A 24,824-nucleotide genomic window follows, 5' to 3' on the forward strand; every position below is an offset into this window, starting at 1 on the left:
GCATCCTGCTATGAACATCATGACCGAAAAATCCCTCGACGACGCGGTGAATGCTGAGATGAACGCCAGATCGAATGAAATCATCAAGATGCGCGGCGACAAGGTCACCGTGCACTATGGCGACAAGCAAGCGCTGTTCGGCGTCGACCTCGACGTCCGCCAGAACCAGGTGACGGCGCTGATCGGCCCGTCGGGCTGCGGCAAGTCGACCTTCCTGCGCTGCCTCAACCGCATGAACGACACCATCGACAGCGCCAGCGTCGGCGGCAAGATCACGCTCGACAACGAAGACATCTACGATCCCAAGATCGATGTCGTCGAGCTGCGCGCCCGCGTCGGCATGGTGTTCCAGAAGCCGAACCCGTTCCCCAAGTCGATCTACGAAAACGTCGCTTACGGTCCGCGCATTCATGGCCTGGCCAAGAACAAGGCCGAGCTCGACGTGATCGTCGAAAAGAGCCTGCAGAAGGCGGCCCTGTGGAACGAAGCCAAGGACCGTCTCAACGAGCCGGGCACCGGCCTGTCGGGCGGCCAGCAGCAGCGCCTGTGCATCGCACGGGCCATCGCCGTTGCGCCCGAGGTGATCCTGATGGACGAGCCATGCTCGGCGCTCGATCCGATCGCCACCGCCAAGGTCGAGGAGTTGATCGACGAGCTGCGCGAGAACTACACCATCGTCATCGTGACGCACTCGATGCAGCAGGCGGCACGCGTGTCGCAGCGTACGGCGATGTTCCACCTCGGCTATCTCGTCGAGGAGGGTGCTACCGACAAGATGTTCACCAACCCCGACGACAAGCGGACGCAGGACTACATCACCGGCCGCTTCGGCTGAGTGAGCGTTTTCGCCGCGGGTAACGATACGAGGAAGAAATCATGGGCGAACATACAGTCCGGTCCTTCGACGAGGAACTCCAGCACGTCGACCAGCTCATCCGCGACATGGGCGACCTCGCCAGCGCGATGGTTGCCGGCGCCATCCGCGCGCTGTTGTCGTCCGACCAGTCGCTGGCGCAGAACGTCGTTGCCGACGACACGATCATGGATGCCAAGCAGCGCGATCTCGACAATTCGGCAATCACGCTGATCGCCAAGCGCCAGCCGATGGCGCAGGATCTGCGCGCCGTTGTCGGCGCCATCCGCATGGCGGGCGACCTCGAGCGCATCGGCGACCTTGCCAAGAACATCGCCAAGCGTGTCGGTGCTGTCGGCCAGTCGCCGACACCGCGCAACCTGTCGCATTCGATCGACGCGATGGCGCAACTGGTGCTTGGCCAGGTTCGCGGCGTCGTCGATCTCTATGTCGCGCGCAAGGCCGAGGGCCTGAAGGACCTGCGCGCCGACGACCAGAAGATCGACATCCAGTACACCGCCGTGTTCCGCGAACTGCTGACCTATATGATGGAAGATCCGCGCAACATCACCGCCTGCACGCATCTGCTGTTCTGCGCCAAGAACCTCGAGCGCATTGGCGACCATGTCACCAACATCGCCGAGAACGCCTATTTCGTGGTGACCGGCACGCAGCTGCCGCTCAACCGGCCGAAGGTCGACGAGACCACGACGACGGTTCCGGCCTGAACTCTGCGGCGATGCGTGTCCCGATGGATGCGCAAGGATGCTGCAGGACTTTAAATCCGTGCATGATCCGGTTGGGGTCATGCACCAAGAAAGGGGACAGCCGATGATCGCCCCCAAGATCATGGTCGTCGAGGATGAAGAGCCGCTGGGCGTGCTGCTTCGCTACAACCTCGAGTCCGAAGGCTACCAGGTCGAAGTCGTCACCCGTGGCGACGAGGCCGAGATCAGGCTCCAGGAAAACGTGCCCGACCTTCTGGTGCTCGACTGGATGGTGCCGGCACTTTCCGGCATCGAATTGTGCCGCAGGCTCAGGATGCGGCCCGACACCGAACGCCTGCCGATCATCATGCTGACGGCGCGCGGCGAAGAGAGCGACCGTGTGCGCGGGCTTTCGACCGGCGCCGACGACTATCTGGTCAAGCCGTTTTCGACGCCGGAGTTCATGGCACGCGTCAAGGCGCTGCTGCGCCGGGCCAAGCCCGAGGTGCTGTCTTCGGTGCTGAAGGTCGGCGACATCATGCTCGACCGCGAGTCGCACCGCGTCTACCGCAAGAAGAGCGAGATCAAGCTCGGGCCGACCGAGTTCCGCCTGCTCGAATTCATGATGCGGCATCCGGGCCGGGTGTTCTCGCGCAGCCAGCTGCTCGACAATGTCTGGGGCGAGACGATCTATATCGACGAGCGCACTGTCGACGTGCATGTCGGGCGTCTGCGCAAGGCCGTCAACAATGGCCGCATGCCTGACGTGATCCGCACCATCCGCGGTGCCGGCTACGCCATCCGCGAGGATTAAGCGATTTCGGCCTCGGCGCGGCGCGGGGCTGTGCCGGCGGCAAAAATCTCCTGATCGACAGTGAGCAGGGCGCGCATCATCGCGCCCTCGCGCTTGAGCGGTACCTCGTTGGGCTCGGTGTCGAACGAGATCGCCTTCGAGTGCAGCCCGCCGGCGGTCTTGGCGATGGCGGCGCGGACATGCGGCTCCATCAGGTCGAAGGCTGTGGCGCCGACGCCGACGAAAGCGAGCGGCGCGGGGTCGAACAAAGCAAACATCGAACCCAGGCCGAAGCCGATGGCTTCGCCGGCTTTGCGGAAGGCTTCCCGCTCGGGGCCGTCATGGTCGCGGGCCGCATCGGCAAGCGCCCTGATGTCGTCGTCGGACAGGTCGGCCAACGGCTCGGCGTTTTCGTCGCCAAGCCTGGCGTTGCGCCAGATGGCGTAGTTGCCGGCATAGGCCTCGATGCAGCCGCGGCGGCCGCAGCGGCAGAGCGCGCCGTCGGGACGGTGGATCATGTGGCCGAACTCGGCGCCGGACGATTGGGTGCCGGTGAACAGCTCGCCCTTGATGACGAGACCCATGCCGATGCCGTGCGACAACAGGATGGCGATGAAATCGTCGCGATAGCGGGCCGGGTCGCGCCAGCGCAGCGCCTCGGCGATCATGTTGCAGTCGTTTTCGACCGACACGGGCACGCCGAACTCCTGTTCGAGCCGATCGGCGAAGGGGATGTCGTCGTGCTGGGTGATCGGCGACCACAACAGCTTGCGCGATGCGGCATCGGTGATGCCCTGGACGGCAATGGCGATGCGCAGCACCGCCGCGCCTGAAGTGTCGCTGTCGATCAGGCGCCTGATCATGGCGATGCACTCGTCGACCAGGGCTTCGGCTGGCATCCGCTGGGTCACCAGCCGTTTGGTTTCCTCGACGATGGTGTTGCCGGCGTAGTCGATGACAGCGGCAGACAGGCTGTTGAGCGAGAGCACGACGGCGACGATCGACGCAGCCTTGGGTTCGAGCGTCAGGGCCACCTGGGGCCGGCCGCGTTTCATTGAGACCGGCTCGTTGCTCTTGGCTTCAGCCAGGATGCCTTCGGATATGAGATCGGAGGATATGGTCGAGATCGTCGAATGGCTGAGGCCGGTGGTGGCGGCGATTTCCGTGCGCGACGGCTGGCTGGCGCGGCGAACCGCGGATATAACCATGGCGCGGTTACGCCGTCTCAGATCGTCGTGACGTATGCCGACCGACATGTGCTCGTCTTCCTCCCGGCGAAGCGCTGCCCTTTTTAAGCGGCAGTCCCTTGCGCGCCAAGTGATTGTGACAGAGCTCAAGCCAAATGTCTTTATTTATTTCGAGCTCCGAAAAAAATATGGAGCCCATGCGAAACCATGTTGACAGCGGCCGGCCATTGGGTCACTATTTTTTCGAGGCTCGAAAAAAGAGCTTCTCCAAGGGCTATGCGAAGTAGGCGCGCCCATTGGGCGCAGGGAGGAAATCATGAAAAAGTTTACCACCGCCATCCTGGCGGGTGTTGCCATGACTCTGTCGCTTTCGGCAGTGGCTTCGGCAAAGGACAAGGTCATCGGCGTGTCGTGGTCGAACTTCCAGGAAGAACGCTGGAAGACCGACGAAGCTGCCATGAAGGCCGCCATCGAAGCTGCTGGCGACAAGTACATCTCGGCTGACGCGCAGTCGTCGCCGGCCAAGCAGCTGACCGACGTCGAAAGCCTGATCTCGCAGGGCGCCAATGCGCTCATCATCCTGGCGCAGGATGCGTCGGCCATCGGTCCGGCCGTCGACAAGGCTGTCGCCGAAGGCATTCCTGTCGTCGGCTATGACCGCCTGATCGAAAACAAGGACGCCTTTTACCTGACCTTCGACAACAAGGAGGTCGGTCGCATGCAGGCCAAGGGCGTGTTCGCCGCCAAGCCTGAAGGCAACTACGTCTTCATCAAGGGCAGCGGTGCCGATCCGAACGCCGACTTCCTGTTCGCCGGCCAGATGGAAGTGCTCAAGGAAGCCGTCGACGCCGGCAAGATCAAGAATGTCGGCGAGGCCTACACCGACGGCTGGCTGCCCGCCAACGCCCAGAAGAACATGGAACAGTTCCTGACCGCCAACGACAACAAGATCGACGCGGTCGTGGCTTCCAACGACGGCACCGCCGGCGGTGCGATCGCTGCACTCCAGGCACAGGGCCTTGCCGGCTCGGTGCCGGTTTCGGGCCAGGACGGCGATCATGCCGCGCTGAACCGCATCGCGCTCGGCACCCAGACCGTTTCGGTGTGGAAGGACGCACGCGAACTCGGCAAGAACGCCGCCGAAATCGCCTCGCAGCTCGCCGACGGCAAGAAGATGGAAGAGATCGCCAACGTCACCAAGTTCAAGACGCCCGGCGGCCTCGAGCTGAACTCGGTGTTCCTGACCCCGGTTCCGATCACCAAGGACAACCTCAACGTCGTCATCGACGCCGGCTGGGTTGGCAAGGACGTCGTCTGCCAGGGCGTGGCAGCGGGTTCGGTTGCGGCCTGCAACTAACAGTCGGCCTGGTCCGAAAGGTGAGACGCCGCGGCTTTCTGGCCGCGGCGTTTTCCCAAAACGCCCGCTTCATGACATGGCATATTGACCCTATCATGCGCACACCGGCCGCCGCGCAGACGGCTGTCCGGTCGGGAGGTAACAATGACAGACACGACATCCAACGTGCCGGCTGACCGGGCGCGGACGACCGAGCTTAGCCCCGTCGGGCGTTTCCTCAAGGCAACCGAGATCGATACGCGCATGCTCGGCATGGTCGGCGCGCTGTTGCTGATCTGGATCGGACTGCAGGTGATTTCGAGCCTGCGCCTCGGCGTCAACCCGCTCGATTTCGACAGCCGCACCTTCCTGACCTTCCGCAACCTGTGGAACCTGTCGGTGCAGGCGTCCGCCGTGGCGATCATGGCGACCGGTATGGTGCTGGTTATCGTCATGCGCAACATCGACCTGTCGGTCGGCTCGGCCGAAGGCCTGATCGGCATGGTGATGGGCTTTGCCCAGGTGCATTTCCTTGTCAAAGCCGTCGGCCTCGAACTCGGCAATCCGTGGATCTGGGCGCTGGCACTCGTCATCGGCATAACACTCGGCTTGCTGATCGGCGCGCTGCAGGGTTTCGTCATCGCCTATATGGAGGTTCCCGCCTTCATCGTGACGCTGGGCGGATTGCTGGTCTGGCGCGGCGCGGCCTGGTGGGTTACCTCAGGCCAGACGATTGCGCCGCTCGATGCGACCTTCCAGCTCATGGGCGGTGGTCCGCAGGGCGCCATCGGCGCGACATGGAGCTGGATCGTCGGCCTTGTCGCCTGCCTCGCCGTGGTGTTGCTGCTGCTGCGTGGCCGCCAGCAACGCAAGCGCTTCAAGTTTCCGCTGCGGCCGCTCTGGGCCGAGACATTTCTCGGCACTGTTACCTGCGGTGTGATCCTCGGTGCGATCTGGATTGCCAATTCCTACCCCTGGCCGATCGGCATCGTGCGCCGCTACGCCGAGGCCAACGGCATCACCGTTCCCGAAGGCGGGCTGTTCATCGCCCATGGCATTGCCATTCCCGTGCTGATCGCGGTTGCCGTGGGCATCGTCATGACCTTCGTCACCAACCGCACCCGCTTTGGTCGTTATGTCTTCGCCATCGGCGGCAACCCCGAAGCCGCCAACCTCGCCGGTATCAACACGCGCTGGATCACCATGAAGGTGTTCATGATCATGGGCGTGCTGGCGGCGATCAGCGCCGCCGTCTCCAGCGCGCGCCTGAACTCTGCCACTAATTCGCTCGGCACGCTGGACGAGTTGCTGGTCATCGCCGCAGCCGTCATCGGTGGCACCTCGCTCGCCGGCGGCTCCGGCACCGTTGCCGGTGCCATGCTGGGGGCGCTTTTGATGCAGTCGCTGCAGTCGGGCATGGTGCTGCTCAACATCGACACGCCGTTGCAGAACATCGTCGTCGGCATGGTGCTGGTCGTGGCTGTGTGGCTCGACACGCTCTACCGCAAGCGCGTTTAACGAAATCGGGAGCCAAGATCATGGAACAGACCCGTATCCCGCTCGTCGACCTCAAGAACATCTCGATCGCCTTCGGCGGTATCCGCGCCGTCGACGACGCCTCGGTCGACCTCTATCCCGGCGAAGTGGTGGCGCTGCTCGGCCATAACGGCGCTGGCAAGTCGACACTGATCAAGATCCTGTCGGGCGCCTACAAGCGCGACAGCGGTGCGATCTTCGTCCGCGGCGAGGAGGCAGCGATCTCCAACCCGCGCGACGCCAAGAAATATGGCATCGAGACGATCTACCAGACGCTGGCTTTGGCCGACAATGTCGATGCCGCCGCCAACCTGTTCCTCGGGCGCGAGATCATGACCGCCTACGGCACGCTCGACGACGTCGCCATGGAGGCCGAGGCACGCAAGGTGATGGGCAGGCTCAACCCGCGTTTCCAGCGCTTCAAGGAGCCGGTCAGCAAGCTGTCGGGCGGCCAGAGGCAGTCGGTGGCGATCGCGCGCGCGATCCTGTTCAACGCCCGCATCCTGATCATGGACGAGCCGACGGCAGCCCTTGGTCCGCAAGAGACGGCGCAGGTCGGCGAGCTGGTCAAGCAGCTCAAGGCCGATGGCATCGGCATCTTCCTGATCAGCCACGACATCCACGATGTGTTCGATCTCGCCGACCGCGTCTGCGTGATGAAGAACGGCCAGGTGGTGGGCACGGCGCGCACCCAGGATGTCACCAAGGACGAGGTGCTTGGCATGATCATTCTCGGCAAATGCCCGCCCGGCGCCACCCCGGGGCCAGGAGCGATGCAGATCGCCGCCTGATCGATCACGACCAGCTTTGCCGGCTACGAACCTGGCTCAAGAGATGATCGCGAAAAGCAGTTCCACCTTTTCGCGATCATGCTTTAATGAGTGGAGGGTGACGCGAGCCAGCCGGAATTGAGAAAATACTTCCCCAGCCTGATCTTTGTTGCCGTCGCGCTGGTCAGCCTGACGATGGCGGCGCTCGTTTACCTGGCGACGGTCGAGGCCGCACGCATCAAGTTCCAGTCGGTGGCCGACGATGCGCTCAACCGCATCGAGGGCAGGATGGAGTTCGACCTGGCCTTGCTGCATGCGACGCAGGCGATGTTTGCAGCCCAGAAGGGCAATCTTTCGCGCGACCAGTTTCGCAGCTACTTCGCCTCGCTCGATGCCGAGCGGAGTTTCCCGAGCCTGCGCGGCATCGGCTTTGTCAGGCTCATCGACAGTGGGCAAAGCGGTTCGATCACTGTCGAGCTGAAACAAGGCTACGGCATCGACCGGCCGCCTTTCCCGCAAACCGACCTGCCGTGGCGGACGCCGATCGTGCTGTTCGAGCCGATGAGCAAGGCCAGCCTCGACGCCATGGGCTTCGACATGGCGACCGACCCGCTGCGCCGGACCACGATTGAAGCGGCGATGGCGGCAAAGGGCGAGCCGCGGGCAACCGGCCGGGTGCTGCTGGGCCAAGGTAGCGACAATGGCGCGCGCCAGCCGGGGATATTGGTGTTTTCGCGTGTCGACCGGCCCGATGGCGAGGGTACGGCTCCTGCCGGCTTCCTCTATGTCGCCTTCCGCACAGCCGAGCTGTTTCAGGCAGCGCTTGGCAAGGCGCCGCTGCTGCCGGTCGCGGTCGAAGTGTTCGACGGCACGATGGGCGAGGACACGTTGCTGTTCCGCTCGCAGGCGCCGCCCGACCCCGGCTATGGCGACGACTTCTCGGTGACGCGCGAGGCCAATGTCGCCGGCCGCAAGTGGACGATCAATTTCAGGCCGAGCACCGCCTTCATGCCGCCATCGCCGCGCGCAGCGCCGTTGATGCTGGGACTGTTCGGGCTGGTGCTGGCCGGCTCGATCGCGCTGGTTGCCCGCTACCAGCAGCGCGCTTACGAGGTTGCGGCGCAGCTCCACGAAACGACCGAAAAGAGCCTTTTGGAAAAGGACCTGATGCTTCAGGAGATGAAGCATCGGATCAAGAACTCGATCGCCCGCGTCCTGGCCATGGCGCGCCAGACGGCGGCACACTCCGGCAACATTGACGAGTTCTCGACGTCGTTTTCGGCCCGGCTTCAGGCGATGGCCGCGTCGCAGGACATGCTGACGCGCTCGCGCTGGCAAAAGGCCGACCTCAGCGAGTTGCTGCGCATCGAGCTTGGCCAGGTGTTCGGCAAGGAGTTGCCTCAGGACATGATGACCGGCCCTGCCGTCGAACTCGACGAAACCACGACGCAGGCGCTCGGGCTGACTTTCCACGAACTGGCGACCAATGCGCTGAAATATGGCGATGCCGACAATTCCGTCGGCGGGCTGAAAGTCGACTGGCGCTTGAACGGCGAGGGCAAGCGGCGGCGGCTGCTGCTCAACTGGACGGAACGCAACGGCAATGGTGTGTCGGCACCTGACAAGACCGGCTTCGGCACCAAGCTGATCGACATGAACATCACCCGCGAACTCGATGGCCAGATCGTGCGGCGCTACGCCGAAGACGGGCTGCGGGTGGAGATCGACATCCCTTATCGCGGCTGAAGGCTTGCGGGCAGACAAAGAAAAGCCCGGCGACGGCCTGAGCCGGCGCCGGGCCTTGTCTGCAAAGCCGTGTTAGCGGCAGCGCGCGGTGTAGATCTGGCCACGGCTGTTGCGGTATTCGCAATAACCATTGCGCAGATTGCGCACCAGCAAGCCCGATGCGGCGCCGACGGCACCGCCGATCAGAGCACCACGGCCGCCGCCGATCAGCGCGCCTGCCACAGCACCGACGCCGGTGCCGGTCACCACGTCGCGCTCGGTCGTCGTGCAGCCTGAGATTGCAACGACGGCTGCAACGACAAGAATAAGCTTCTTCATGTAGTCAGTCCTCTCACTTTAACATCGCCCGGCCGATACTTAGCGTATCAGCCCGAATTTCGGAATCGTTTTTCCACGCAACGCGTCAATTCAACGGCTTAGCGTATCCGCATGATGTCGGCTCCTTGGTCTGAGGGAAGCGACCGGATACGCTCCGGCATCAATGGAGATAGTCCGGCTTGCCGAGCCCGGCACCCGAGGCGACGACAACGCTGGAAATGGAAAGGGAAGCGTCGAGCGTGCCATTGGGCAACACGTTCCAGGTCAGCTTGTCGTAGTCGTCCTCAAGTGCTGGATCGACCTCCAGGCACTTGGCGAAAATGCGCTGATTGCGGACGGCAAGCGCCAGCGCCCCGGGCAATGCGGACTGGCAAGCGTCGAATGCCTCAAACAGCGGCGTGGGCGCCGGAATCTCGCGGCAACCAGACAAATCCTGCGAGCAGGAAACGACCAACAGAAATGCTGCGATGTGTTCCATGACAAACCACCTCGGCCCAGAAACGGCGGGTGGCGGATAAAAGTTCCATGGCCGGGCGGAGCTGAACCGTTTGAATTTCGCGGCGAGCTAATCCTGCTCCATTTCGAAGTTCGCCTGGGGCATGACGAGACGATATTGCAGCCTGTCGACGCCGATTTCGAGTTCGGCATTGCCGTTCAGCGCGGCCGGGACGACGCGTTCGAGCGCCACCGACCCGAAACGCTTCTTGCGCGTCGTCGCATCCGCAATGGGGCCGATGGCTTCCGACCAGTGCAGGGCAATCTGTTCTTCGCCGTCGGGACCTGATGTCTTGCTGGCCGTCACCTCGACGTGACCGTCAGCGCGGGAAAGCGCGCCATAGCTCACCGAATTGACCGCCAGCTCGTGGACGGCAAGGCCGATGTGCAAGGCGGCATTGGGGTTGAGATATGGATCCTCGCCCAGGATGCGCACGGCGTGCTCGGTGTCGCTGCTGTAGCGCTTGACCTGACCGACAACCAGCTCGCGAAAGCCGGCGCCGCGCCAGTTGGACGAGGTGACGAGGTCCTGCGACGAGGCCAGGGACTGGAGCCTGCCGCGAAAACGCTCGAGGAAGACCTCGATGGAGCCGGAATAGTGACCGGTCTGGCTGGCGATGCTCTGGATGATGGCAAGCAGGTTCTTGGAGCGATGGCTGACCTCGCGCAGCAGCGCCTTCAGCGTCTGCTCGCGCCGCTTTTGCTCGGTCGTCTCGATGACGGTGACGACGACACCCTGGACCTGGCCGCCGGGGGAGCGGTCGGCATCGACGCAGACTTCGAACCAGCGCATACCGGCAGAGTTGTCGGCGATGCTGATCTCGAGTCCTTCGGAATTACCGGTGGCAAGGACGTTCTTCTTGGCGGCGACGAGGCGATCGACTTGCTGTTGTGGCACAAAGTCGCCCTCGCCAGCCTGTTCTTCCAACGCTTCCGCCCAAGGCGGCTGCAGATTGTGCGACCAGACCGTGTGGAGCGTGTGATCCTGGTAGAGCACGGCGATGCCGGCGTTGCGGGAGGCATGGAGAAGGGCTGCGTCTACCCGTGAACTTTGTCCCGCTGGGTGGGGAATGGCCATGCGACGAGAGCCCTTGCTCTGCTCATTGCGGCTCGGCCGAATGATTTCGGCGAGAACCAAATGGGACCGCCGGGCAACGCTTCAAGAGTGAGGCGCTACCCGGCGGCGCTGGATTCCGACTGAGGGGGCCGGCTTCCAGTCTCGGGTTCGTTCTTCATATTGCCGGCGTCATCAAGCGCGCCTGAAAAGGCCCGCGATCAACGATATGACCAGGAACGCCAGGAAGATGAAGAACAAGATTTGCGCGATGCCGGCAGATGTTCCGGCGATACCACCGAAGCCGAGGGCGCCGGCAATAATCGCGACGACGAGGAATACAAGCGCCCAATACAGCATGATCTATCTCCTTCAAATGACGTACGAAAAACGTGCCGCCCCAAGGTTGGTTCCCTGAGGCGGTGGTAAAAAGCCCTATGCCGCAGCCTTTGCCTGTCTGTCAAAGAACAAAGCCTGACTTATCAGCGCCTTGACCATTTCAGGGTTGAACGGCTTGGTGACGAGGAACGCCGGCTCCGGGCGCTCGCCGGTCAGCAGGCGCTCGGGGAAGGCGGTGATGAAGATCACCGGCAGCGGTGCCGAAGACAGCATCTCGTTGACGGCATCGATGCCGGAGCTGCCGTCGGCGAGCTGGATGTCGGCCAGGATCATCTTGGGACGTGTCCTCTTGAACAGCGCGATCGCTTCCGCACGGGTGCGTGCGGTGCCGACGACGCGATGGCCCAGGCTTTCCACCATCTCTTCGATGTCCATGGCGATCAGCGGTTCGTCCTCGATGATCAGGATGTCGGTTGCGACCTGGCGCGAGATTTCGCCGCTCGCTTCCTGCAGGAGCCTTGTGAACTCGTCCTGGTCGGCGTCGAGGACCTCGGCGGCTTCGGCTTCATTGAAGCCTTCGACGGCAACCAGAAGGAAGGCCTGGCGCGGGCGCGGCGAAAGAGCCGAAAGATTGGCAGCGGCGCGCTTTTCCCAGCCGAGCGTCGGAGAATCCTGCGGCACGCGGATGGACACGGATGTGAAAAGGCGGGCAAAAATCTTGTAAAGCGCAATGCGGTCGTTGGAAGCGGACGGGAAAACATCGATATCGTCGATCAGTGCTTCGAGCATCGCAGCCACCAGCGCATCGCCGCTCTCCTGGGAGCCCGCCACCGCGCGCGAGAAACGGCGGAGATAGGGCAAGTGCGGGGCGATTCTCGTGGATAGTGTCATGATTGACGTCTCCCTCATTCGACGTTGCTGAAACTGTTGTGAAGCGACACACAACGCCTGGTTTGTGCAAAAGTTCCTCTTTTGTGGAACCTAACCGCATTTGAGGAGTTGGGTGCAAAATTCGATAAACCGACAAGGTTGTTGCGCGCCGTTCGGGGCGGGACGTCCGGCGGGGCAAAAGGGCAAAGACAAGCATATGACCAAGCAGACCAGTGGCGTAGCCAGCGCCGGGCCGAACCGTCGACGCGACGGTGAGCCTCTGGGGGCAAACTCCGAAATAGGCCGCAAACTCAAGCAATATTACGATGAGCTGGTGTCCGACGAGGTGCCGGATCGTTTTGCCCAGCTGCTCAGCCAGCTGGAACAAGCCGAACCTGAGCAGCAGAAGGACTGACCGGGCATGGCAGCATCTCTCGGTTTCAAGGGCGACTTGCTCGCGACGATACCTGGCCTGCGCGCTTTTGCGATGTCGCTGTCGCAGAACGCCGACAGGGCCGACGACCTGGTCCAGGAAACGCTTGTCAAAGCGTGGGACAAGCAATCGAGCTTTCAGCCCGGCACCAATCTCAAGGCCTGGCTGTTCACCATCCTGCGCAACGAATTCTATTCGCAGATGCGCAAGCGCGGTCGTGAGGTCCAAGACAGCGACGGCCTTTTGACAGCCCGCCTCGCCGTGCATCCGAGCCAGCATGGCCGGCTCGATCTTGACGACTTCCGCAAGGCGCTGGAGCAATTGCCGGAAGACCAGCGCGAGGCGATCATCCTGATCGGCGCGTCAGGCTTTTCTTATGAGGAAGCTGCGGAGATCTGCGGCTGTGCGGTCGGCACCATCAAGAGCCGCGTCAGCCGCGCCCGCAACAGGCTGCAGGAGATACTCGACATCTCCGGCGAGGCCGATTACGGCCCCGACGCGATCGCGGCCCAGGTCATGGGGTCAACTGTCGGCTGAGCGGGCAGCCTTGCGGATGCTCTCGGCAACGGCCTCGATGAGTTCGGCGCCGGCATAAGGCTTGCTGACCAGGGCGACATCAGGGAAGCCGGCAAAGATCTCGTCAAGCTTGTCGTAGCCCGAGGCGAAAACGAATGGAACGCCAGCCGCCTCCAGCGAGCGTGCGAACTCGAAGGTCGGCTCACCGCCGAGCATGATGTCGATGATGGCGGCATCGTAGGGCAGCGAAACCTGCTTGGCCTCGCGCAGCGAACTGGCGATGGCGACCTCGCCGGCGCCGTGGTCCCGGCAGAGCTGCTCGACATCGAGCGCAATCAGCGCCTCGTCTTCGAGCACAAGGATACGCAGTCCTGAAAGCGGGCTTGGCACGTCGCGGGGCACTCCATGGAAACGAAGCCGAACATGACGGCAGTCGCGCCCGCTGTCATTTAAAAAAGACATGCTGGGGTCGCGTAGCAGGCTGCGGCATATGGACGTGGAACCTTCGGCGGCCTCAAGGCGTTGCCGGTCACATTCCTGGAGGATTTCATGGCAGCGCAGGGCATTCCGACCGACATGGTGCGGCAGGTTCCGTGCGAGAAGTGCCCACTCAGGCCATTGCCGGCCTTCAGGCCGTTCGACAATGCGGAACTGGCATTCGTCAGCTCCTTCAAGCGTGGCGAACTTGCGGTCGACAAGGGTGCGACGCTGCTTTCTGAAGGCAGCAACAGCGCGCATCTGTTTACTGTGCTGGCAGGGTGGGGCTTTCGCTACAAGCTGCTCGAAGATGGCCGCCGCCAGATCCTGAACTACGTGCTGCCCGGTGACATGATCGGCCTGCAGGGCAGCTTGATGGGCGAAATGCAGCACTCGGTGGAAGCGCTTTCGCCGATGCTGTTGTGCATGTTCGAGCGCGACCGGCTGATGGACCTCTACTCGAACTACCCGGGCCTCGCTTACGACATCACCTGGATCGCGGCGCGCGAAGAGCGCATGCTCGACGAGATCCTGTTGAGTGTCGGGCGCCGCTCGGCACTCGAACGCGCCGCCTATCTTCTTGCCTTCATCGCCAGCCGGGCGCGCAAGGTTGGCATCAACGGCAAGGGTGACGTCGAACTTCCGATTACCCAGCAACATGTAGCCGACACGCTCGGACTTTCCGTGGTTCACACCAACAAAACGATCCGCAAGCTGATGGACCGCAAGCTGGTGCAATGGCGCGATGGCGGATGCAAGGTGCTCGACATCGAAGGACTTATGGCACTGGCGAACTGGAGCGGCCTCGACGAGGGCGTACGACCGCTGCTGTGACTGACAATCCGTTCCCGCTTTCCGGGATCATGCGCTAACGCTCATATTGCCGGTCGAGGTCATCGACGCCCCAGTTCACGCCGGGCAACACATTGCGGATGATGGCGTAACCGACGAGCAGGGCCGGGATGGCGATGAAGCCGCCGATGGCACCCCACAGCCAGATCCAGAACGCCAGCGCAAGCAGCACGACGAAAGGATTGAGCGTCATGGTCCTGCCAATGACCAGCGGGGTGATGAACTGACCCTCGACAGTGTTGACGCCGAGATACAGCGCGACCGGCAGCAGGCTCGCGCCCAAAGTGTCGAACTCGGTCAGGCCGACGGCAAACAGGATCACCACCATGACCAGCGGGCCGACGAAGGGCACGAAATTGGTGATGATGGCGAGTGCCCCCCATAGCGGCGCGGAGGGCACGCCAAGCAGGAAAAGACCGATGCCGACGGTCACGCCTTCGGCGAAGTTGATGACGGTGATCGACAGCAGATATTGCGAGACGAGCCGTTCGACGTCGCGGAAGATATGGGCGACGCGCCAGCGCAGGCGGCGGTTGAAGCACACCCTCAGGATGGCGGTCCTGGTCTGGTTGCGCGTCGCGACAAAGAAATAGAGGCTGGCGAAGAACAACAGCACCTGGGCAATCACCGCCGGGGCCAGCGTCGCCATGGTTTCGACGCCCATGCCCTCGTCGACCGAGACCGACACGCCTTCGCCGCCGGTGACCTGGCGCAGCTGGTCGCGCATGCTCTTGAAGGTTTCGAGCGGGCCCTTGAGGTCCGACAGCTGGGTCGCGAGCTGCGCCCAGATCTGGGGCAGGCGCTGGAGCCAGAAGCTGAGTGGCGAGCTGATCAGCAGCGCAAAGATGCCGACGGAGAGGATGAACAACAAGACGACGATGGCCGCCGACAGTGCCGGTGGCACCTTGAAACGTTCAAGCCTGGAGGCAAGCGGTCCGAGCATCAGGCCGATGACGACGCCGAGGCCGATGGGGGTGAGGATGAACTCGCCGGCATGAAGGGCAAAGACGGTGACGATGATGCCGATGAAGATGATCGATACCTGGGCGCCGCGCGTGAGCAGGATCTCGAAATTGGATTTTGGCGGCAGGCGCACGGTTGGCGCCTTCTTGATGGTGCGGTTCGGCATCGACAATTTTTCCAGCTGAAACAGACTGGCAAAACGTCCGGTGGTCGGCGATGGTTCCTGCGACGACGGAACCGACAGGCCTATCAGGCGTTTGGACCCCAACGAACGCAAGGAGCAATGACATGGCGACAGCTACAGGCAAGGTCGGCAACGGCACCAAGACGGCACCGGACCTCGAGGCCGACATCAAGCAATTGAAGGCCGACATCGAAGCGCTCGCCAAGCAGTTGGCCACGACCGGCGAGCATGGCTACGGTGCGGCGCGGCGCGCGGCGTCACAAGGTGCCGAGCAGTTGAAGACGCAGAGCGACGCGGCAGTCGAAGCCTTGCGTGCCAACGCCCGCGACATCGAAGAACAGTTCATGACCACGGTGCGCGAAAAGCCGGTGACGTCGCTTGCGATCGCCGCCGGCGTTGGCTTCCTCATCGCGCTGCTGGCGCGGCGCTAACGCATCGGCCCGAAGATCGGCAATCGATTTTCGGAAAGCACGATGCGTAAATTCATAGTCAGTCCGGGGGACATATGCTGGCATCATTGATTGCGAGTTTCGCCACCGGCGAGACGACACTGGCGCTGAGGCGGACGCGCCGGGCGGCGGCGGCCTATCTTGGCGCCGCGATCGCTGGCCTGTGTGGCGCCGGCTTTCTCGTCGGTGCCGCCTTCATCTGGGCGGCCGAGAAATATGGTCATCTTGAAGCGGCACTCGGCTTTGGCCTGGGCTTCCTGGTGCTGGCGGGGTTGATCCTGCTTGTGCACAAGCTGCTGGCGGGGTCGCGGGCGCGCGAGGATAAAAGGCGTCGGCGCGCCGACATCGCAGCGTTGGGCACGACGGCGGCGATGGCCGTGCTGCCGACATTGCTGCGCAGCAAGGGCGGTATCGGTGCGCTGCTCGGGCCGGTGGTGGCGCTGGCCGCTTATGCGATCTATCGCGAAAATCACAAGCCCGACGACAGCGACGGCGTGGCAGGCGAATAGGCCTGCGGCTGTTCAGGCTTCGGCGGTTTCGCCTAATGGCATCGAAATGTGAGCGCGCACGCCGTCAGGCGGAAATTCGTGGGTCACCTCGCTTGAGATAACCTTGGCGAGGCTGCGGCGGATAAGGATCGAGCCGAAACCGTGATGGGTGGGCGGGCTGACCTTCGGTCCGCCACTTTCGATCCATTCCAGCTCGAGCTGTTTGTCGCCTGTGGTGGCCCTCACGGTCCACGACACGGCAACCTTGCCGGCCGACACTGAAAGGGCACCATATTTCAGCGCATTGCTGGCCAGTTCATGCAGGATCAGCGCCAGGCCCAGCGTTTGATCAGGGGTCAGCAGCGCATCCGGGCCTGACATCGAAATACGCGGGGACTCGGCGTCGTCGAACGGCGAGAGCTCCAGCCGCGCGAGATCGCGGATGCCGATGCCGCGCCATTCATATTCCGACAAGAGCCCGTGGGCGAGGCCGAGTGCGCGCAGGCGCTGACTGAAGGCGTCGAGGAACTCGCGCGGCTCGCGTGCATGGCGCACCGTCTGGGTGGCCAGCGCCTGAACGGTGGCGAGCGTGTTCTTGACCCGATGGTTGATCTCGCGCAGCAAAAGGCGCTGGCGCTCCTCGCCACTGTGGCGCTCCGATATGTCGTAATTGACGCCGAAGACCAGCGTCGGACGGCCATCGGCATCACGCTCGACGACGCGGCCACGGGCGGCGAGCCAGCGCGGCGGATCGAAGCCGCGGATGCGGTATTCGCCGGAATAATCGTCGCTGCCCTCGAGCGCTTCCTGGAAGATCTTCCGCGTCTTGCCGATGTCGCGGCGATCGATGGCGACGACGATGTCGCGCGCTCGCATCCTCGCTGCCGGCGGCATGTTGAACAGTTCGGGCAACAGCGTGTCGCATTCGACGACCCCGGTTTGCGGATCCCAGACCCAGCTGGCAAGGGCAGCGGCTTCAAGCGCGATCGCGCGGCGGGTTTCGGCATGCACCAGGGCCGCCTCGGCGCGCGCGCCGGCTTGCGAGCGGTCGCGCAGGACAATCAGGCTGCCGGCAAGGGCCGCGACGTCCTGCAACTGCGCGAGTTTGTTCAGATCCGGGGCGGGGCGTTCTCCGCCGTCGAGAACCAGCAAGGCGCCGACGGTGCGGCCGGACGCGACGATCGGTGCACCGGCATGCAAGAGCAATGAACGATTGCGCGCTTCGGCCGGGTCGTTGGCCAGGAACCGTTCTGCCAGGCCGAGCGCCTCCGCGGCCTGCGCTAGAGACGTTCCAACATGCGCCTGGATGACTTGTTTCCCCTCCGCGTCGGTGAGGGTGAGCAGGGCCGCAGGTGCTGCCATCAGCGTTGCAGCAAGGCTTGCCAGCCTGTCGAAATCGGCGTCGTGCGGCCCAGGCCTGTGCGCAGCGTTGTCGCTGTCTTCGGCGATGTTGACTGCCTTGGTTCTGTCGTCCTGCACTCGGCCATCCCTCTTGGGAGGGGAAACTAGACGGGTGCGGCACGCTTGGAAAGCCTTGGTCGAAATTGGGAACCATGCCGTGACGCTGTCGTTAGCCCTGCTTGGAACCAGATGGGAGAGCAGAGATGACCAGGATCATTCCAGCCCGAAATGCGCGTCAGGGGACGCGCGGTCGCCATGTCCTGCTGGTGCTTCTGGCGGCGTTGATGCTGGCAATGGCGGCATGGGGGGCTGCTGAATTCTATGGCGAGATGATCGACCAGAACGCCAACCAGACCACCGCCGCTCCGGGCTAAGTGCCCTTACGGAAAGGCGATTTTTGATTGCTTGCCGAAATGCGAGCGACGGTTCCGAGCCAGGCACGTGCCGAAATACGCCTCGCAAAAATTCGGAACCATGACCGGGTCACGACGTTGTGAACCCGTAAAGGGGCCGCGCCGGACCCTTCCCGCAAAAGACTGGTCGAGGCGCGGCATGCATGAAAACACGCACGAGGAGAGAATATCATGATCCGCAACCTTTTGGCCACGACCGCCATTACAGCCCTGCTTGCGACCGGCGCATATGCCCAGGACACCACCGCGCCGGCTCCTGCGCCCGCACCGACCCAGGCCGCTCCGGCAACGCCCGAAGTGATCCCGCATGCCGATGGTTTCCTTGCCGCCAACATCATTGGCGAGAAGGTCTACAATGGCACCGCCGACAACGCCGAGAACATCGGCGACGTCAACGACATCGTGCTTTCGGCTGATGGCACCGCCGACCAGCTGATCATCGGCGTCGGCGGCTTCCTCGGGCTCGGCGAAAAGAATGTCGCCATGCCGTTCAAGGACTTCGACTGGGCCGAGAAGAACGGCGATCGCTGGCTGGTGACGGCCGCGACCAAGGAGCAGCTGCAGGCACTGCCCGATTTCGACCGCCGCGCCTATGACCCGGCACCGGCTCCTGTAGCGGCGACGGATCCGGCGGCACCTGCCACCGACCAGACGGCACAGGCTCCGGTTCCTCCAGCAACGCCTGAGGCGACGCCTCCTGCAACGGAAGAGTCCGCCCTGGCACCCGCGACGCCTGATGCGGCGACGACCGACGAGACCAAGACGGCGGCGATCGACAAGTCGACGCTGAAGGAACTGCCGGCTGCCGATCTGCGCGCCGAGGAGTTGATGGGCACCACCGTCTACGGCGCTGATGACACCAATATCGGTGAGATCGGCGACATCCTGATGACCGCCGACGGCAAGATCGATGCTTATGTCATCGACGTTGGCGGCTTCCTCGGCGTCGGCGAAAAGAAGGTCGCCGTCGGTAGCGACAACCTTGCTTTCATGGCCGATGCCGATGGCAAGAAGTATCTCTACACGACCTTCACCAAGCAGCAGTTGGAAGGCCAGCCGGCCTATGATGCCGGCAGCTGGGCTGCCAAGCGCGACGAACAGCGCCTGATCATCACGCAGTAGATGCGGCGGCCTGCATAGAGCGGTATCGAGGAGACAAGGCCCGCGCTTCGGCGCGGGCCTTTTCTTTGCGTGTCAGAGTGCTTGCGCTCCTCTGCGAGGCGCGCAAGCACTCTGTCTTATTGTCTTGCGCAGTTCCTAGGGAAAACCGCTGCGCACTTTCCTGGAATTGCTCTAGGGCAGGCGCAGGAAATGGCCGGTGGGACCTGACACGGCGAGCTCCGACAGGGCCAGCGACTGGTCGAGATGCCGGGCGCGCCAGCCGAGCAGCTTCTCCGCAAATTCGAGCCGCACCGCCAGCCATTCCGGCTCATTGGCCAGATTGCGTGTTTCGCCGGGATCGTTGACGAGGTCGTAAAGCAAAGGCGGCAGGCCACCGCCGAAATGGACGTATTTGACCGCCTCGGTGCGGATCACCGACAGGTTGAGCGCGCGCGAGCCGGTGCCGAAATAGGCTTCGGTGGTGCCGTCAGCGACGGAGCGGAAGTCGTATTCCCAATGCGCGGCATCGCGCCAGGTCGTCGGCTCGCCGCCATCGAGGAAGGGTTTCAGCGACTGGCCGTCGAGATGCGGTTGTGCGGCCCCGCCGATGAGGTCGAGCACGGTCGGCATGATGTCGACGGCGGCGGTGAAGCGCTCGACGATGCTGCCTGCCGCCTGCTCGTGGCCCGGCGCCTTGACGATCAGCGGAATGTGATAGCTGCCGTCGAACCAGCCGCCTTTGCCGAGCATGAAATGGTCACCCATCATCTCGGCGTGGTCTGAGGTCAGGATGACGATGGTGTCGTCCCACACACCCGCTGCCTTGATGCCTTGCCAGATGCGGCCGAGCTGGGAATCGACCTCCGAGATCATGCCGTAATAAAGCGCGCGGATCTTGCGGAACGCGTCCTCGTTCCAGTCGCCGACCTTGCCGGGAGCGCCTGGGATGAAACTCGACTTATTCTGGTGATGCTCAAGATGGTAGGCGAGGAAGGGGTGGCTTGCCTTTTCCGCCTCGAGGGTGGCTGCGCGGGCATAGGCCGGGCCGTCCGCCGGATCGTACATGGTGTTGAACGGTTCGGGCACGATGAAGGGCGGGTGCGGGCTGAGGAAAGAGACATGGGCGAACCATGGCTCGCCTTCATCCTGTTCGCTAAGCCAGCGCAGGAATTCGCCGGTGAGGAAGGCGGCAGGGGTTTCGTCCTTCGAATAGACAGGAATCGCGTTGCCGACCTCCGGCGCATCGGCATTCCCCGGCCGGTGGATATCGGGGAAGCCGGGGCTCGAATCGATACCGCGCGCGGCGAGCCAGGACAGCCAGCCCTTCTGGTGTTCGGGCAGAAGCTGCCGCGTGGTGAAACCGGGCAGCACACCTTCATAGGTGCGCAGGAACGGATCGCCCGGCGCGCGGTTGCGCGGGTCGGGCGAGACGTCGGTGTAGCCGAACAATGTCGGGTCGTAGCCGACACGCCGCGCAGCACGGGCGATGTTGTCGTGCCTGTCGTCGAGCGGCGTGCCATTGCGGCAGACACGGTTGTTCATCTGGTAGAGGCCGGTATAGAGGCAGGCGCGCGCCGGCGAGCAAGGTGCTGCCCCGGCATAGTGGCGGGCGAACAATACGCCTTCCTGCGCGAGCGCGTCGGAATTGGGCGTCTTCACCTCGGGGTGGCCGACCGCCGAAAGGCTGTCGCCGCGCCACTGGTCGCAGGTGATGAGAAGAATGTTCTGCCGTCTGCCGGTGCCTGCCAAGCTCGCCCCCAAATCTGAAATCGCGGCCAAGGAAGCCGGATTCATCGGCGCGTGCAAGCGCCATTGTGCCAGCGCGGCTCATGCCAGAATCTGTGAACGCCGCAACATTTATTGTTCACCTATCGGCGACAGTGCATTCTGTGCCTGCTCACTTTGCCGCTTCCGCCAATGCGACCATATTCATCGCAACAGCGCGGCAGGGGCCGCAGCAAGAAAGGGAGCAAGATCATGCTCGACCAGATCAAGGGTCTGCACCACGTCACCTCGATGGCCAGGGACGCGGCTGAGAACAACCGGTTTTTCACCCACAAGCTCGGCCTGCGCCGGGTCAAGAAGACGGTCAATTTCGACGCGCCCGACGTTTACCATCTCTATTACGCCGACGAGCTCGGCACGCCGGGTTCGGTCATGACTTACTTTCCGTTCCCCAATATCGGCCAGGGCCGTCCGGGCGTCGGCGAGGTCGGCACCACGGTGTTCTCCGTGCCCGAGGGCACATTGCCGTTCTGGGAAAAGCGCTTTGCCGAACAGGGCGTGAGCGGGCTCGCCCGTGACGAGCAGTTCGGCGAAAAGCGCCTGAGCTTTGCCGGTCCCGACGGCGACGGTTTCGCCCTGGTCGAAGCCAGGGGCGACAAGCGTGCGCCCTGGGTCAAGGGTGGCGTCGCCAATGACGAGGCGATCCGCGGTTTCCACTCGGCGACGCTCAGGTTGCGCGACGGCGGTGCGACCGAAGAGCTTTTGAAGTTCATGGGCTATGACACGGTCGACACGTCTGGAAACATCAAGCGGCTGGCGGTGAAGGACGGCAATGGTGCCGACTTCATCGACATCGAGACGCTGCCGGGTGCATCCTTTGCCGGCATGGGCGCAGGATCGGTGCACCACATCGCCTTTGCGGTGGAGAACCGGGCCAAGCAGCTCGAAGTGCGCAAGGCGCTGATGGAGACGGGTTACCAGGTGACGCCGGTCATCGACCGCGACTATTTCTGGGCGATCTACTTCCGCACCCCAGGCGGCGTGCTGTTCGAGGTCGCGACCAACGAGCCCGGCTTCGACCGCGACGAAGACACCGCCCATCTCGGTGAGGCGCTGAAGCTGCCGGCGCAGCACGCGCATCTGCGCGACTATCTCGAAAACAGCCTGCAGCCGCTGGGCGACTGAGGAGGGACCGATGAGCAAGGATAGCTACATTCATAAGCTGCTGCCTGGGAAAGCTGACAGCCCGCTGGTCTTGGCTTTCCACGGCACCGGCGGTGACGAAAACCAGCTTCTGGGCTTTGCCCAGGAGCTGGTGCCTGGCGCGACTGTGGTGTCGCCGCGCGGCGATGTCTCTGAAATGGGCGCGGCACGCTTCTTCCGCCGCACCGGCGAGGGCGTCTATGACATGGACGATCTTGCAAGAGCGACCGACAAGATGGCCGGTTTCGTCAAGGCGCATGTCGAGGCGGCAAGGCCGTCGCAGGTTCTGGCGCTCGGCTATTCCAATGGCGCCAACATCCTCGCCTCGGTGCTGTTTGCCGAAGCTGAATTGTTCAACGCGGTGGCGCTGATGCACCCGCTGATCCCGTTCGCGCCAGAGGTGAAGGGCAGCCTTGCTGGCCGGCATGTGTTGATCACCGCTGGTCGGCGCGATCCGATCTGTCCGCCCGAACTGACGAACCGGCTCGACGCCAATTTGCGGCAAGTCGGTGCCGATGTCAGTCTTGAATGGCATGAAGGTGGTCACGAAGTGAGGCCTAACGAAATCGATGCGGTGAAGCGCCTTTTCGCCACCGTGACAAAGGAGCGGTAACAATGACTGAAGAACTGGCGGCGATCGAGCGTGAGGACCGCGGCAGCAAGGGGCGCTATGTCATCCGAGGTGCCGGCGGCGCCGAGGCCGAGATGACCTACAGCAATGTCAGCGAACAGCTGTTCATCATCGACCATACCGAAGTGCCCGATGCCTTCCGTGGCCAGGGTGCGGGCCTCAGGCTGGTGACGCGGGCGGTCGAAGACGCACGCGCCGCGGGCAAGAAGATCATCCCGCTGTGCCCGTTTGCGGCGGCGCAATTCCGCCGCCATCCCGAATGGGCCGACGTCCTGAACGGCTAGGCTCAAACACCGACGCCGGGCATCGCCCGGCCCCATCCGCTAGGCCGGTGCAGGCGACTGCATCGGCCTTTCGTTATTTTCGCATGTGCCTGAAAGTCAGGCAGGCTGTTACAAAGGCGGTTTTGGCGCTTTCTCGGAATGGTACAGCTTGTCAGTCGAAATGACTGATATGGCGACTGATTGTGACCGATTGGACAGAAATGCTGACTGTTTATGAGGTTTACCGGTTGTTGCATTAGATGTCGCTGATCAGCATCGGCGCGTTACAAAGCGCGGTTACATTCATATCAACAGGGGAATGAAATTTAACGAAAAGAGCTGCCCAATGTCCGGTTCCACCCAGCTTTCCGAGTTCGACCACAAGTTCCAGCCGCGCTCGCACATCTATCGCCGTCCGCGCCTTGCCATCCGCCAGCGTGCCAACGAGCACCCGATGGCGATGTTTTCGGTTTTCGTGATTGCCTCGCTGTCATCGATGGTGCTGGCCCCGACCAGCGGCCCGGCCTTTGCCTCGATGGGTTCGATGCCGCGGGTGATCGACGGTGCGCACACGACGGCCAAGACCGACAGGCTGCCGCTGTCCGAGACCGAGATCGCCTGCCGTGGGCAGGCCTGGGGCGCGGAAAGCGAGATCTGCGTCGAGACCATCGCCAAGGAAACCGGCATGCGTGAAGCACGCAAGGTCAGGCTGATCGCCAGCGCCGAGCCGGTCCGCACCACACCCAACATCTTCTAGCGTTCGGGCATTCCGGACGCGGCCCTATCCCCGCGCCTGCACACAGATCCTCCAGCGCGTACCTCCCCCGTGGCTTCGGCTGCGGGGGCTTTTTTTGTTCCGGGGCAAGCGTGGTGTTAGTCCCTCAGGACGATGCAGTGGCGGTGGTCATCGCGCGATCATGGGTTCCTCAAGCGAGGGGATCAGCGATGGGCCGCGTCGAAGGAAAGGTTGCGATCGTCACCGGTGCCGCATCGGGCATGGGGGAAGCGGGCGCCAAGCTGCTGGCGCGCCAGGGCGCTGCGGTGGTCGTCAGCGACCTGCAGGCCGACAAAGGCCGCCAGGTCGCCGAAGCCATCCGGATCGCGGGTGGGCGCAGCCTCTATGCCGAACATGACGTGACTTCGGAAGCCGGCTGGCAGGGTGTCATGGCGCAGACGCTCGAAGCGTTTGGCGGGCTGCACATCCTGGTCAACAACGCCGGCGTCGGCGCTCCCTTCGGCAGCGTCGAAGAGCTCAGCCTCGACGACTGGCGCCAGGTGATGGCGGTCAACATGGAAGGTGTGTTCCTCGGCACCAAATATGGCATCGGGGCGATGCGAAAGACCGGCAAGGGCGGGTCGATCATCAACTTCTCGTCGACGATGGGCATCGTCGGCAGCCCTTCGACAGCCGCCTATGTCGCGAGCAAGGGCGGGGTCAAGCTGTTCAGCAAGTCGGCGGCGCTGCATTGCGCCAAGGAGCGCTACGGCATCCGCGTCAACTCGATCTGCCCGGGCTGGATCCGCACGCCGATGTCGTCTGGGGCGCTCGACAAACTTGCCGAGAGCGGCGCGGGCAACAAGGCTGTCGAGCTGACACCGCTTGGCCGGGTCGGCGAACCTGACGATGTCGCCTATGGCGTGCTCTATCTCGCCTCGGATGAATCGAGCTTCGTGACCGGGACGGAACTGGTCATCGACGGTGGCTACACCGCCCAGTGACG

29 protein-coding genes are annotated in these 24,824 nt (G+C 63.2%); 19 read left to right on the plus strand and 10 right to left on the minus strand.

Annotation, left to right across the window (positions count from 1 at the left end):
• The first annotated feature begins 10 nt into the window (after positions 1-10).
• From pstB to phoB, 3 genes are all read left to right on the plus strand, one after another.
• Complete coding sequence (pstB, locus tag ACHMW7_RS07815) at positions 11-835, plus strand: phosphate ABC transporter ATP-binding protein PstB (RefSeq protein ID WP_395449711.1); 825 nt, start codon at positions 11-13, stop codon at positions 833-835.
• A gap of 41 nt (positions 836-876) precedes the next feature.
• Positions 877-1,581, plus strand: a complete 705-nt coding sequence (gene phoU / locus ACHMW7_RS07820) for a phosphate signaling complex protein PhoU (protein WP_395449712.1) — start codon at positions 877-879, stop codon at positions 1,579-1,581.
• Between the two features lie 103 nt (positions 1,582-1,684).
• The gene (gene phoB / locus ACHMW7_RS07825) at positions 1,685-2,374 is read left to right on the plus strand and encodes a phosphate regulon transcriptional regulator PhoB (protein WP_214391826.1); all 690 of its coding nucleotides are present in this window, start codon (positions 1,685-1,687) and stop codon (positions 2,372-2,374) included.
• Here phoB and ACHMW7_RS07830 read toward each other — a convergent pair.
• Positions 2,371-3,609, minus strand: coding sequence for an ROK family protein (locus ACHMW7_RS07830; RefSeq protein ID WP_395449713.1), 1,239 nt, complete (start codon positions 3,607-3,609; stop codon positions 2,371-2,373). The two genes, phoB and ACHMW7_RS07830, sit on opposite strands and share 4 nt — an antisense overlap.
• A gap of 247 nt (positions 3,610-3,856) precedes the next feature.
• Here ACHMW7_RS07830 and xylF point away from each other — a divergent pair, with 247 nt between their 5' ends.
• From xylF to ACHMW7_RS07850, 4 genes are all read left to right on the plus strand, one after another.
• A complete protein-coding gene (xylF, locus tag ACHMW7_RS07835; RefSeq protein ID WP_109577709.1) occupies positions 3,857-4,897 on the plus strand; it encodes a D-xylose ABC transporter substrate-binding protein in 1,041 nt (346 codons plus the stop codon).
• A gap of 144 nt (positions 4,898-5,041) precedes the next feature.
• Entirely contained in the window at positions 5,042-6,394 is a 1,353-nt protein-coding gene (locus tag ACHMW7_RS07840) for a sugar ABC transporter permease (RefSeq protein ID WP_395449714.1), read from the plus strand.
• A 20-nt stretch (positions 6,395-6,414) separates the two neighbouring features.
• Positions 6,415-7,203, plus strand: coding sequence for an ATP-binding cassette domain-containing protein (locus ACHMW7_RS07845; RefSeq protein ID WP_395449715.1), 789 nt, complete (start codon positions 6,415-6,417; stop codon positions 7,201-7,203).
• Positions 7,204-7,320: 117 nt separating this feature from the next.
• The gene (locus ACHMW7_RS07850) at positions 7,321-8,928 is read left to right on the plus strand and encodes a CHASE domain-containing protein (protein ID WP_395449716.1); all 1,608 of its coding nucleotides are present in this window, start codon (positions 7,321-7,323) and stop codon (positions 8,926-8,928) included.
• A 72-nt stretch (positions 8,929-9,000) separates the two neighbouring features.
• Here ACHMW7_RS07850 and ACHMW7_RS07855 read toward each other — a convergent pair whose 3' ends face one another.
• The 5 genes from ACHMW7_RS07855 to ACHMW7_RS07875 all read right to left on the minus strand — a co-directional run bounded on the left by ACHMW7_RS07855 (position 9,001) and on the right by ACHMW7_RS07875 (position 12,025).
• Positions 9,001-9,246, minus strand: a complete 246-nt coding sequence (locus ACHMW7_RS07855; RefSeq protein WP_395449717.1) for a YMGG-like glycine zipper-containing protein — start codon at positions 9,244-9,246, stop codon at positions 9,001-9,003.
• 160 nt (positions 9,247-9,406) lie between these two features.
• Positions 9,407-9,724 carry a hypothetical protein gene (locus ACHMW7_RS07860; protein WP_395449718.1) on the minus strand — a complete coding sequence of 106 codons (318 nt, stop codon included), beginning with the start codon at positions 9,722-9,724 and terminating at the stop codon, positions 9,407-9,409.
• Between the two features lie 87 nt (positions 9,725-9,811).
• Complete coding sequence (locus ACHMW7_RS07865) at positions 9,812-10,819, minus strand: sensor histidine kinase (protein ID WP_395449719.1); 1,008 nt, start codon at positions 10,817-10,819, stop codon at positions 9,812-9,814.
• A gap of 171 nt (positions 10,820-10,990) precedes the next feature.
• Positions 10,991-11,155 (minus strand): DUF1328 domain-containing protein, encoded by a 165-nt coding sequence (locus ACHMW7_RS07870; protein ID WP_018429836.1) that lies wholly within the window; start codon positions 11,153-11,155, stop codon positions 10,991-10,993.
• Between the two features lie 75 nt (positions 11,156-11,230).
• Positions 11,231-12,025 carry a response regulator gene (locus tag ACHMW7_RS07875; RefSeq protein WP_395449720.1) on the minus strand — a complete coding sequence of 265 codons (795 nt, stop codon included), beginning with the start codon at positions 12,023-12,025 and terminating at the stop codon, positions 11,231-11,233.
• A 196-nt stretch (positions 12,026-12,221) separates the two neighbouring features.
• On the opposite strand from ACHMW7_RS07875, the gene ACHMW7_RS07880 reads away from it, so the two are divergent.
• Together ACHMW7_RS07880 and ACHMW7_RS07885 are read left to right on the plus strand one after the other, a co-directional pair.
• Positions 12,222-12,419: a NepR family anti-sigma factor gene (locus tag ACHMW7_RS07880; RefSeq protein WP_214391456.1), complete on the plus strand. Its 198-nt coding sequence runs from the start codon at positions 12,222-12,224 to the stop codon at positions 12,417-12,419.
• A gap of 6 nt (positions 12,420-12,425) precedes the next feature.
• Complete coding sequence (locus ACHMW7_RS07885; RefSeq protein WP_395449721.1) at positions 12,426-12,974, plus strand: RNA polymerase sigma factor; 549 nt, start codon at positions 12,426-12,428, stop codon at positions 12,972-12,974.
• Here the strand turns inward: ACHMW7_RS07885 and ACHMW7_RS07890 are convergent.
• Entirely contained in the window at positions 12,960-13,343 is a 384-nt protein-coding gene (locus ACHMW7_RS07890) for a response regulator (protein WP_395449722.1), read from the minus strand. The two genes, ACHMW7_RS07885 and ACHMW7_RS07890, sit on opposite strands and share 15 nt — an antisense overlap.
• Before the next feature lie 159 nt (positions 13,344-13,502).
• On the opposite strand from ACHMW7_RS07890, the gene ACHMW7_RS07895 reads away from it, so the two are divergent.
• Positions 13,503-14,264 (plus strand): Crp/Fnr family transcriptional regulator, encoded by a 762-nt coding sequence (locus ACHMW7_RS07895; protein ID WP_395449723.1) that lies wholly within the window; start codon positions 13,503-13,505, stop codon positions 14,262-14,264.
• A gap of 34 nt (positions 14,265-14,298) precedes the next feature.
• Here ACHMW7_RS07895 and ACHMW7_RS07900 read toward each other — a convergent pair whose 3' ends face one another.
• On the minus strand, positions 14,299-15,411 hold the full coding sequence (locus ACHMW7_RS07900) for an AI-2E family transporter (RefSeq protein WP_395449724.1): 1,113 nt from the start codon (positions 15,409-15,411) through the stop codon (positions 14,299-14,301).
• A gap of 122 nt (positions 15,412-15,533) precedes the next feature.
• Here ACHMW7_RS07900 and ACHMW7_RS07905 point away from each other — a divergent pair, with 122 nt between their 5' ends.
• Complete coding sequence (locus tag ACHMW7_RS07905) at positions 15,534-15,860, plus strand: YqjD family protein (RefSeq protein WP_395449725.1); 327 nt, start codon at positions 15,534-15,536, stop codon at positions 15,858-15,860.
• A gap of 74 nt (positions 15,861-15,934) precedes the next feature.
• The gene (locus ACHMW7_RS07910; RefSeq protein ID WP_395449726.1) at positions 15,935-16,387 is read left to right on the plus strand and encodes a hypothetical protein; all 453 of its coding nucleotides are present in this window, start codon (positions 15,935-15,937) and stop codon (positions 16,385-16,387) included.
• A 12-nt stretch (positions 16,388-16,399) separates the two neighbouring features.
• On the opposite strand, the gene ACHMW7_RS07915 is transcribed toward ACHMW7_RS07910, so the two are convergent.
• Positions 16,400-17,845 carry a sensor histidine kinase gene (locus ACHMW7_RS07915; protein ID WP_395449727.1) on the minus strand — a complete coding sequence of 482 codons (1,446 nt, stop codon included), beginning with the start codon at positions 17,843-17,845 and terminating at the stop codon, positions 16,400-16,402.
• Between the two features lie 125 nt (positions 17,846-17,970).
• Between ACHMW7_RS07915 and ACHMW7_RS07920 the strand changes: the two genes are divergently transcribed.
• A complete protein-coding gene (locus ACHMW7_RS07920) occupies positions 17,971-18,141 on the plus strand; it encodes a hypothetical protein (protein ID WP_395449728.1) in 171 nt (56 codons plus the stop codon).
• Positions 18,142-18,351: 210 nt separating this feature from the next.
• Entirely contained in the window at positions 18,352-19,302 is a 951-nt protein-coding gene (locus ACHMW7_RS07925; RefSeq protein ID WP_395449729.1) for a PRC-barrel domain-containing protein, read from the plus strand.
• A gap of 171 nt (positions 19,303-19,473) precedes the next feature.
• On the opposite strand, the gene ACHMW7_RS07930 is transcribed toward ACHMW7_RS07925, so the two are convergent.
• Positions 19,474-21,030 carry an alkaline phosphatase family protein gene (locus ACHMW7_RS07930; protein ID WP_395449730.1) on the minus strand — a complete coding sequence of 519 codons (1,557 nt, stop codon included), beginning with the start codon at positions 21,028-21,030 and terminating at the stop codon, positions 19,474-19,476.
• A 228-nt stretch (positions 21,031-21,258) separates the two neighbouring features.
• Between ACHMW7_RS07930 and ACHMW7_RS07935 the strand changes: the two genes are divergently transcribed.
• The 5 genes from ACHMW7_RS07935 to ACHMW7_RS07955 all read left to right on the plus strand — a co-directional run bounded on the left by ACHMW7_RS07935 (position 21,259) and on the right by ACHMW7_RS07955 (position 24,822).
• The gene (locus ACHMW7_RS07935) at positions 21,259-22,191 is read left to right on the plus strand and encodes a VOC family protein (protein ID WP_395449731.1); all 933 of its coding nucleotides are present in this window, start codon (positions 21,259-21,261) and stop codon (positions 22,189-22,191) included.
• 10 nt (positions 22,192-22,201) lie between these two features.
• On the plus strand, positions 22,202-22,822 hold the full coding sequence (locus ACHMW7_RS07940) for an alpha/beta hydrolase (RefSeq protein WP_395449732.1): 621 nt from the start codon (positions 22,202-22,204) through the stop codon (positions 22,820-22,822).
• Positions 22,823-22,824: 2 nt separating this feature from the next.
• Positions 22,825-23,124: a GNAT family N-acetyltransferase gene (locus tag ACHMW7_RS07945; RefSeq protein ID WP_395449733.1), complete on the plus strand. Its 300-nt coding sequence runs from the start codon at positions 22,825-22,827 to the stop codon at positions 23,122-23,124.
• Positions 23,125-23,449: 325 nt separating this feature from the next.
• On the plus strand, positions 23,450-23,860 hold the full coding sequence (locus ACHMW7_RS07950) for a hypothetical protein (protein ID WP_395449734.1): 411 nt from the start codon (positions 23,450-23,452) through the stop codon (positions 23,858-23,860).
• A gap of 188 nt (positions 23,861-24,048) precedes the next feature.
• Positions 24,049-24,822: a glucose 1-dehydrogenase gene (locus ACHMW7_RS07955; RefSeq protein ID WP_395449735.1), complete on the plus strand. Its 774-nt coding sequence runs from the start codon at positions 24,049-24,051 to the stop codon at positions 24,820-24,822.
• The last annotated feature ends 2 nt before the right edge of the window (positions 24,823-24,824 follow it).

The sequence above is a fragment of the Aminobacter sp. UC22_36 genome (assembly GCF_044056035.1).
Lineage (GTDB): Bacteria > Pseudomonadota > Alphaproteobacteria > Rhizobiales > Rhizobiaceae > Aminobacter.

Bases quoted from the DNA above. Each gene is read 5' to 3' on its own strand.
- pstB (WP_395449711.1), top strand. From the start codon at position 11: ATGAACATCATGACCGAAAAATCCCTCGACGACGCGGTGAATGCTGAG.
- phoU (WP_395449712.1), top strand. From the start codon at position 877: ATGGGCGAACATACAGTCCGGTCCTTCGACGAGGAACTCCAGCACGTC.
- phoB (WP_214391826.1), top strand. From the start codon at position 1,685: ATGATCGCCCCCAAGATCATGGTCGTCGAGGATGAAGAGCCGCTGGGC.
- ACHMW7_RS07830 (WP_395449713.1), bottom strand. From the start codon at position 3,609: ATGTCGGTCGGCATACGTCACGACGATCTGAGACGGCGTAACCGCGCC.
- xylF (WP_109577709.1), top strand. From the start codon at position 3,857: ATGAAAAAGTTTACCACCGCCATCCTGGCGGGTGTTGCCATGACTCTG.
- ACHMW7_RS07840 (WP_395449714.1), top strand. From the start codon at position 5,042: ATGACAGACACGACATCCAACGTGCCGGCTGACCGGGCGCGGACGACC.
- ACHMW7_RS07845 (WP_395449715.1), top strand. From the start codon at position 6,415: ATGGAACAGACCCGTATCCCGCTCGTCGACCTCAAGAACATCTCGATC.
- ACHMW7_RS07855 (WP_395449717.1), bottom strand. From the start codon at position 9,246: ATGAAGAAGCTTATTCTTGTCGTTGCAGCCGTCGTTGCAATCTCAGGC.
- ACHMW7_RS07860 (WP_395449718.1), bottom strand. From the start codon at position 9,724: ATGGAACACATCGCAGCATTTCTGTTGGTCGTTTCCTGCTCGCAGGAT.
- ACHMW7_RS07865 (WP_395449719.1), bottom strand. From the start codon at position 10,819: ATGGCCATTCCCCACCCAGCGGGACAAAGTTCACGGGTAGACGCAGCC.
- ACHMW7_RS07870 (WP_018429836.1), bottom strand. From the start codon at position 11,155: ATGCTGTATTGGGCGCTTGTATTCCTCGTCGTCGCGATTATTGCCGGC.
- ACHMW7_RS07875 (WP_395449720.1), bottom strand. From the start codon at position 12,025: ATGACACTATCCACGAGAATCGCCCCGCACTTGCCCTATCTCCGCCGT.
- ACHMW7_RS07880 (WP_214391456.1), top strand. From the start codon at position 12,222: ATGACCAAGCAGACCAGTGGCGTAGCCAGCGCCGGGCCGAACCGTCGA.
- ACHMW7_RS07885 (WP_395449721.1), top strand. From the start codon at position 12,426: ATGGCAGCATCTCTCGGTTTCAAGGGCGACTTGCTCGCGACGATACCT.
- ACHMW7_RS07895 (WP_395449723.1), top strand. From the start codon at position 13,503: ATGGCAGCGCAGGGCATTCCGACCGACATGGTGCGGCAGGTTCCGTGC.
- ACHMW7_RS07900 (WP_395449724.1), bottom strand. From the start codon at position 15,411: ATGCCGAACCGCACCATCAAGAAGGCGCCAACCGTGCGCCTGCCGCCA.
- ACHMW7_RS07905 (WP_395449725.1), top strand. From the start codon at position 15,534: ATGGCGACAGCTACAGGCAAGGTCGGCAACGGCACCAAGACGGCACCG.
- ACHMW7_RS07910 (WP_395449726.1), top strand. From the start codon at position 15,935: ATGCTGGCATCATTGATTGCGAGTTTCGCCACCGGCGAGACGACACTG.
- ACHMW7_RS07920 (WP_395449728.1), top strand. From the start codon at position 17,971: ATGACCAGGATCATTCCAGCCCGAAATGCGCGTCAGGGGACGCGCGGT.
- ACHMW7_RS07925 (WP_395449729.1), top strand. From the start codon at position 18,352: ATGATCCGCAACCTTTTGGCCACGACCGCCATTACAGCCCTGCTTGCG.
- ACHMW7_RS07935 (WP_395449731.1), top strand. From the start codon at position 21,259: ATGCTCGACCAGATCAAGGGTCTGCACCACGTCACCTCGATGGCCAGG.
- ACHMW7_RS07940 (WP_395449732.1), top strand. From the start codon at position 22,202: ATGAGCAAGGATAGCTACATTCATAAGCTGCTGCCTGGGAAAGCTGAC.
- ACHMW7_RS07945 (WP_395449733.1), top strand. From the start codon at position 22,825: ATGACTGAAGAACTGGCGGCGATCGAGCGTGAGGACCGCGGCAGCAAG.
- ACHMW7_RS07950 (WP_395449734.1), top strand. From the start codon at position 23,450: ATGTCCGGTTCCACCCAGCTTTCCGAGTTCGACCACAAGTTCCAGCCG.
- ACHMW7_RS07955 (WP_395449735.1), top strand. From the start codon at position 24,049: ATGGGCCGCGTCGAAGGAAAGGTTGCGATCGTCACCGGTGCCGCATCG.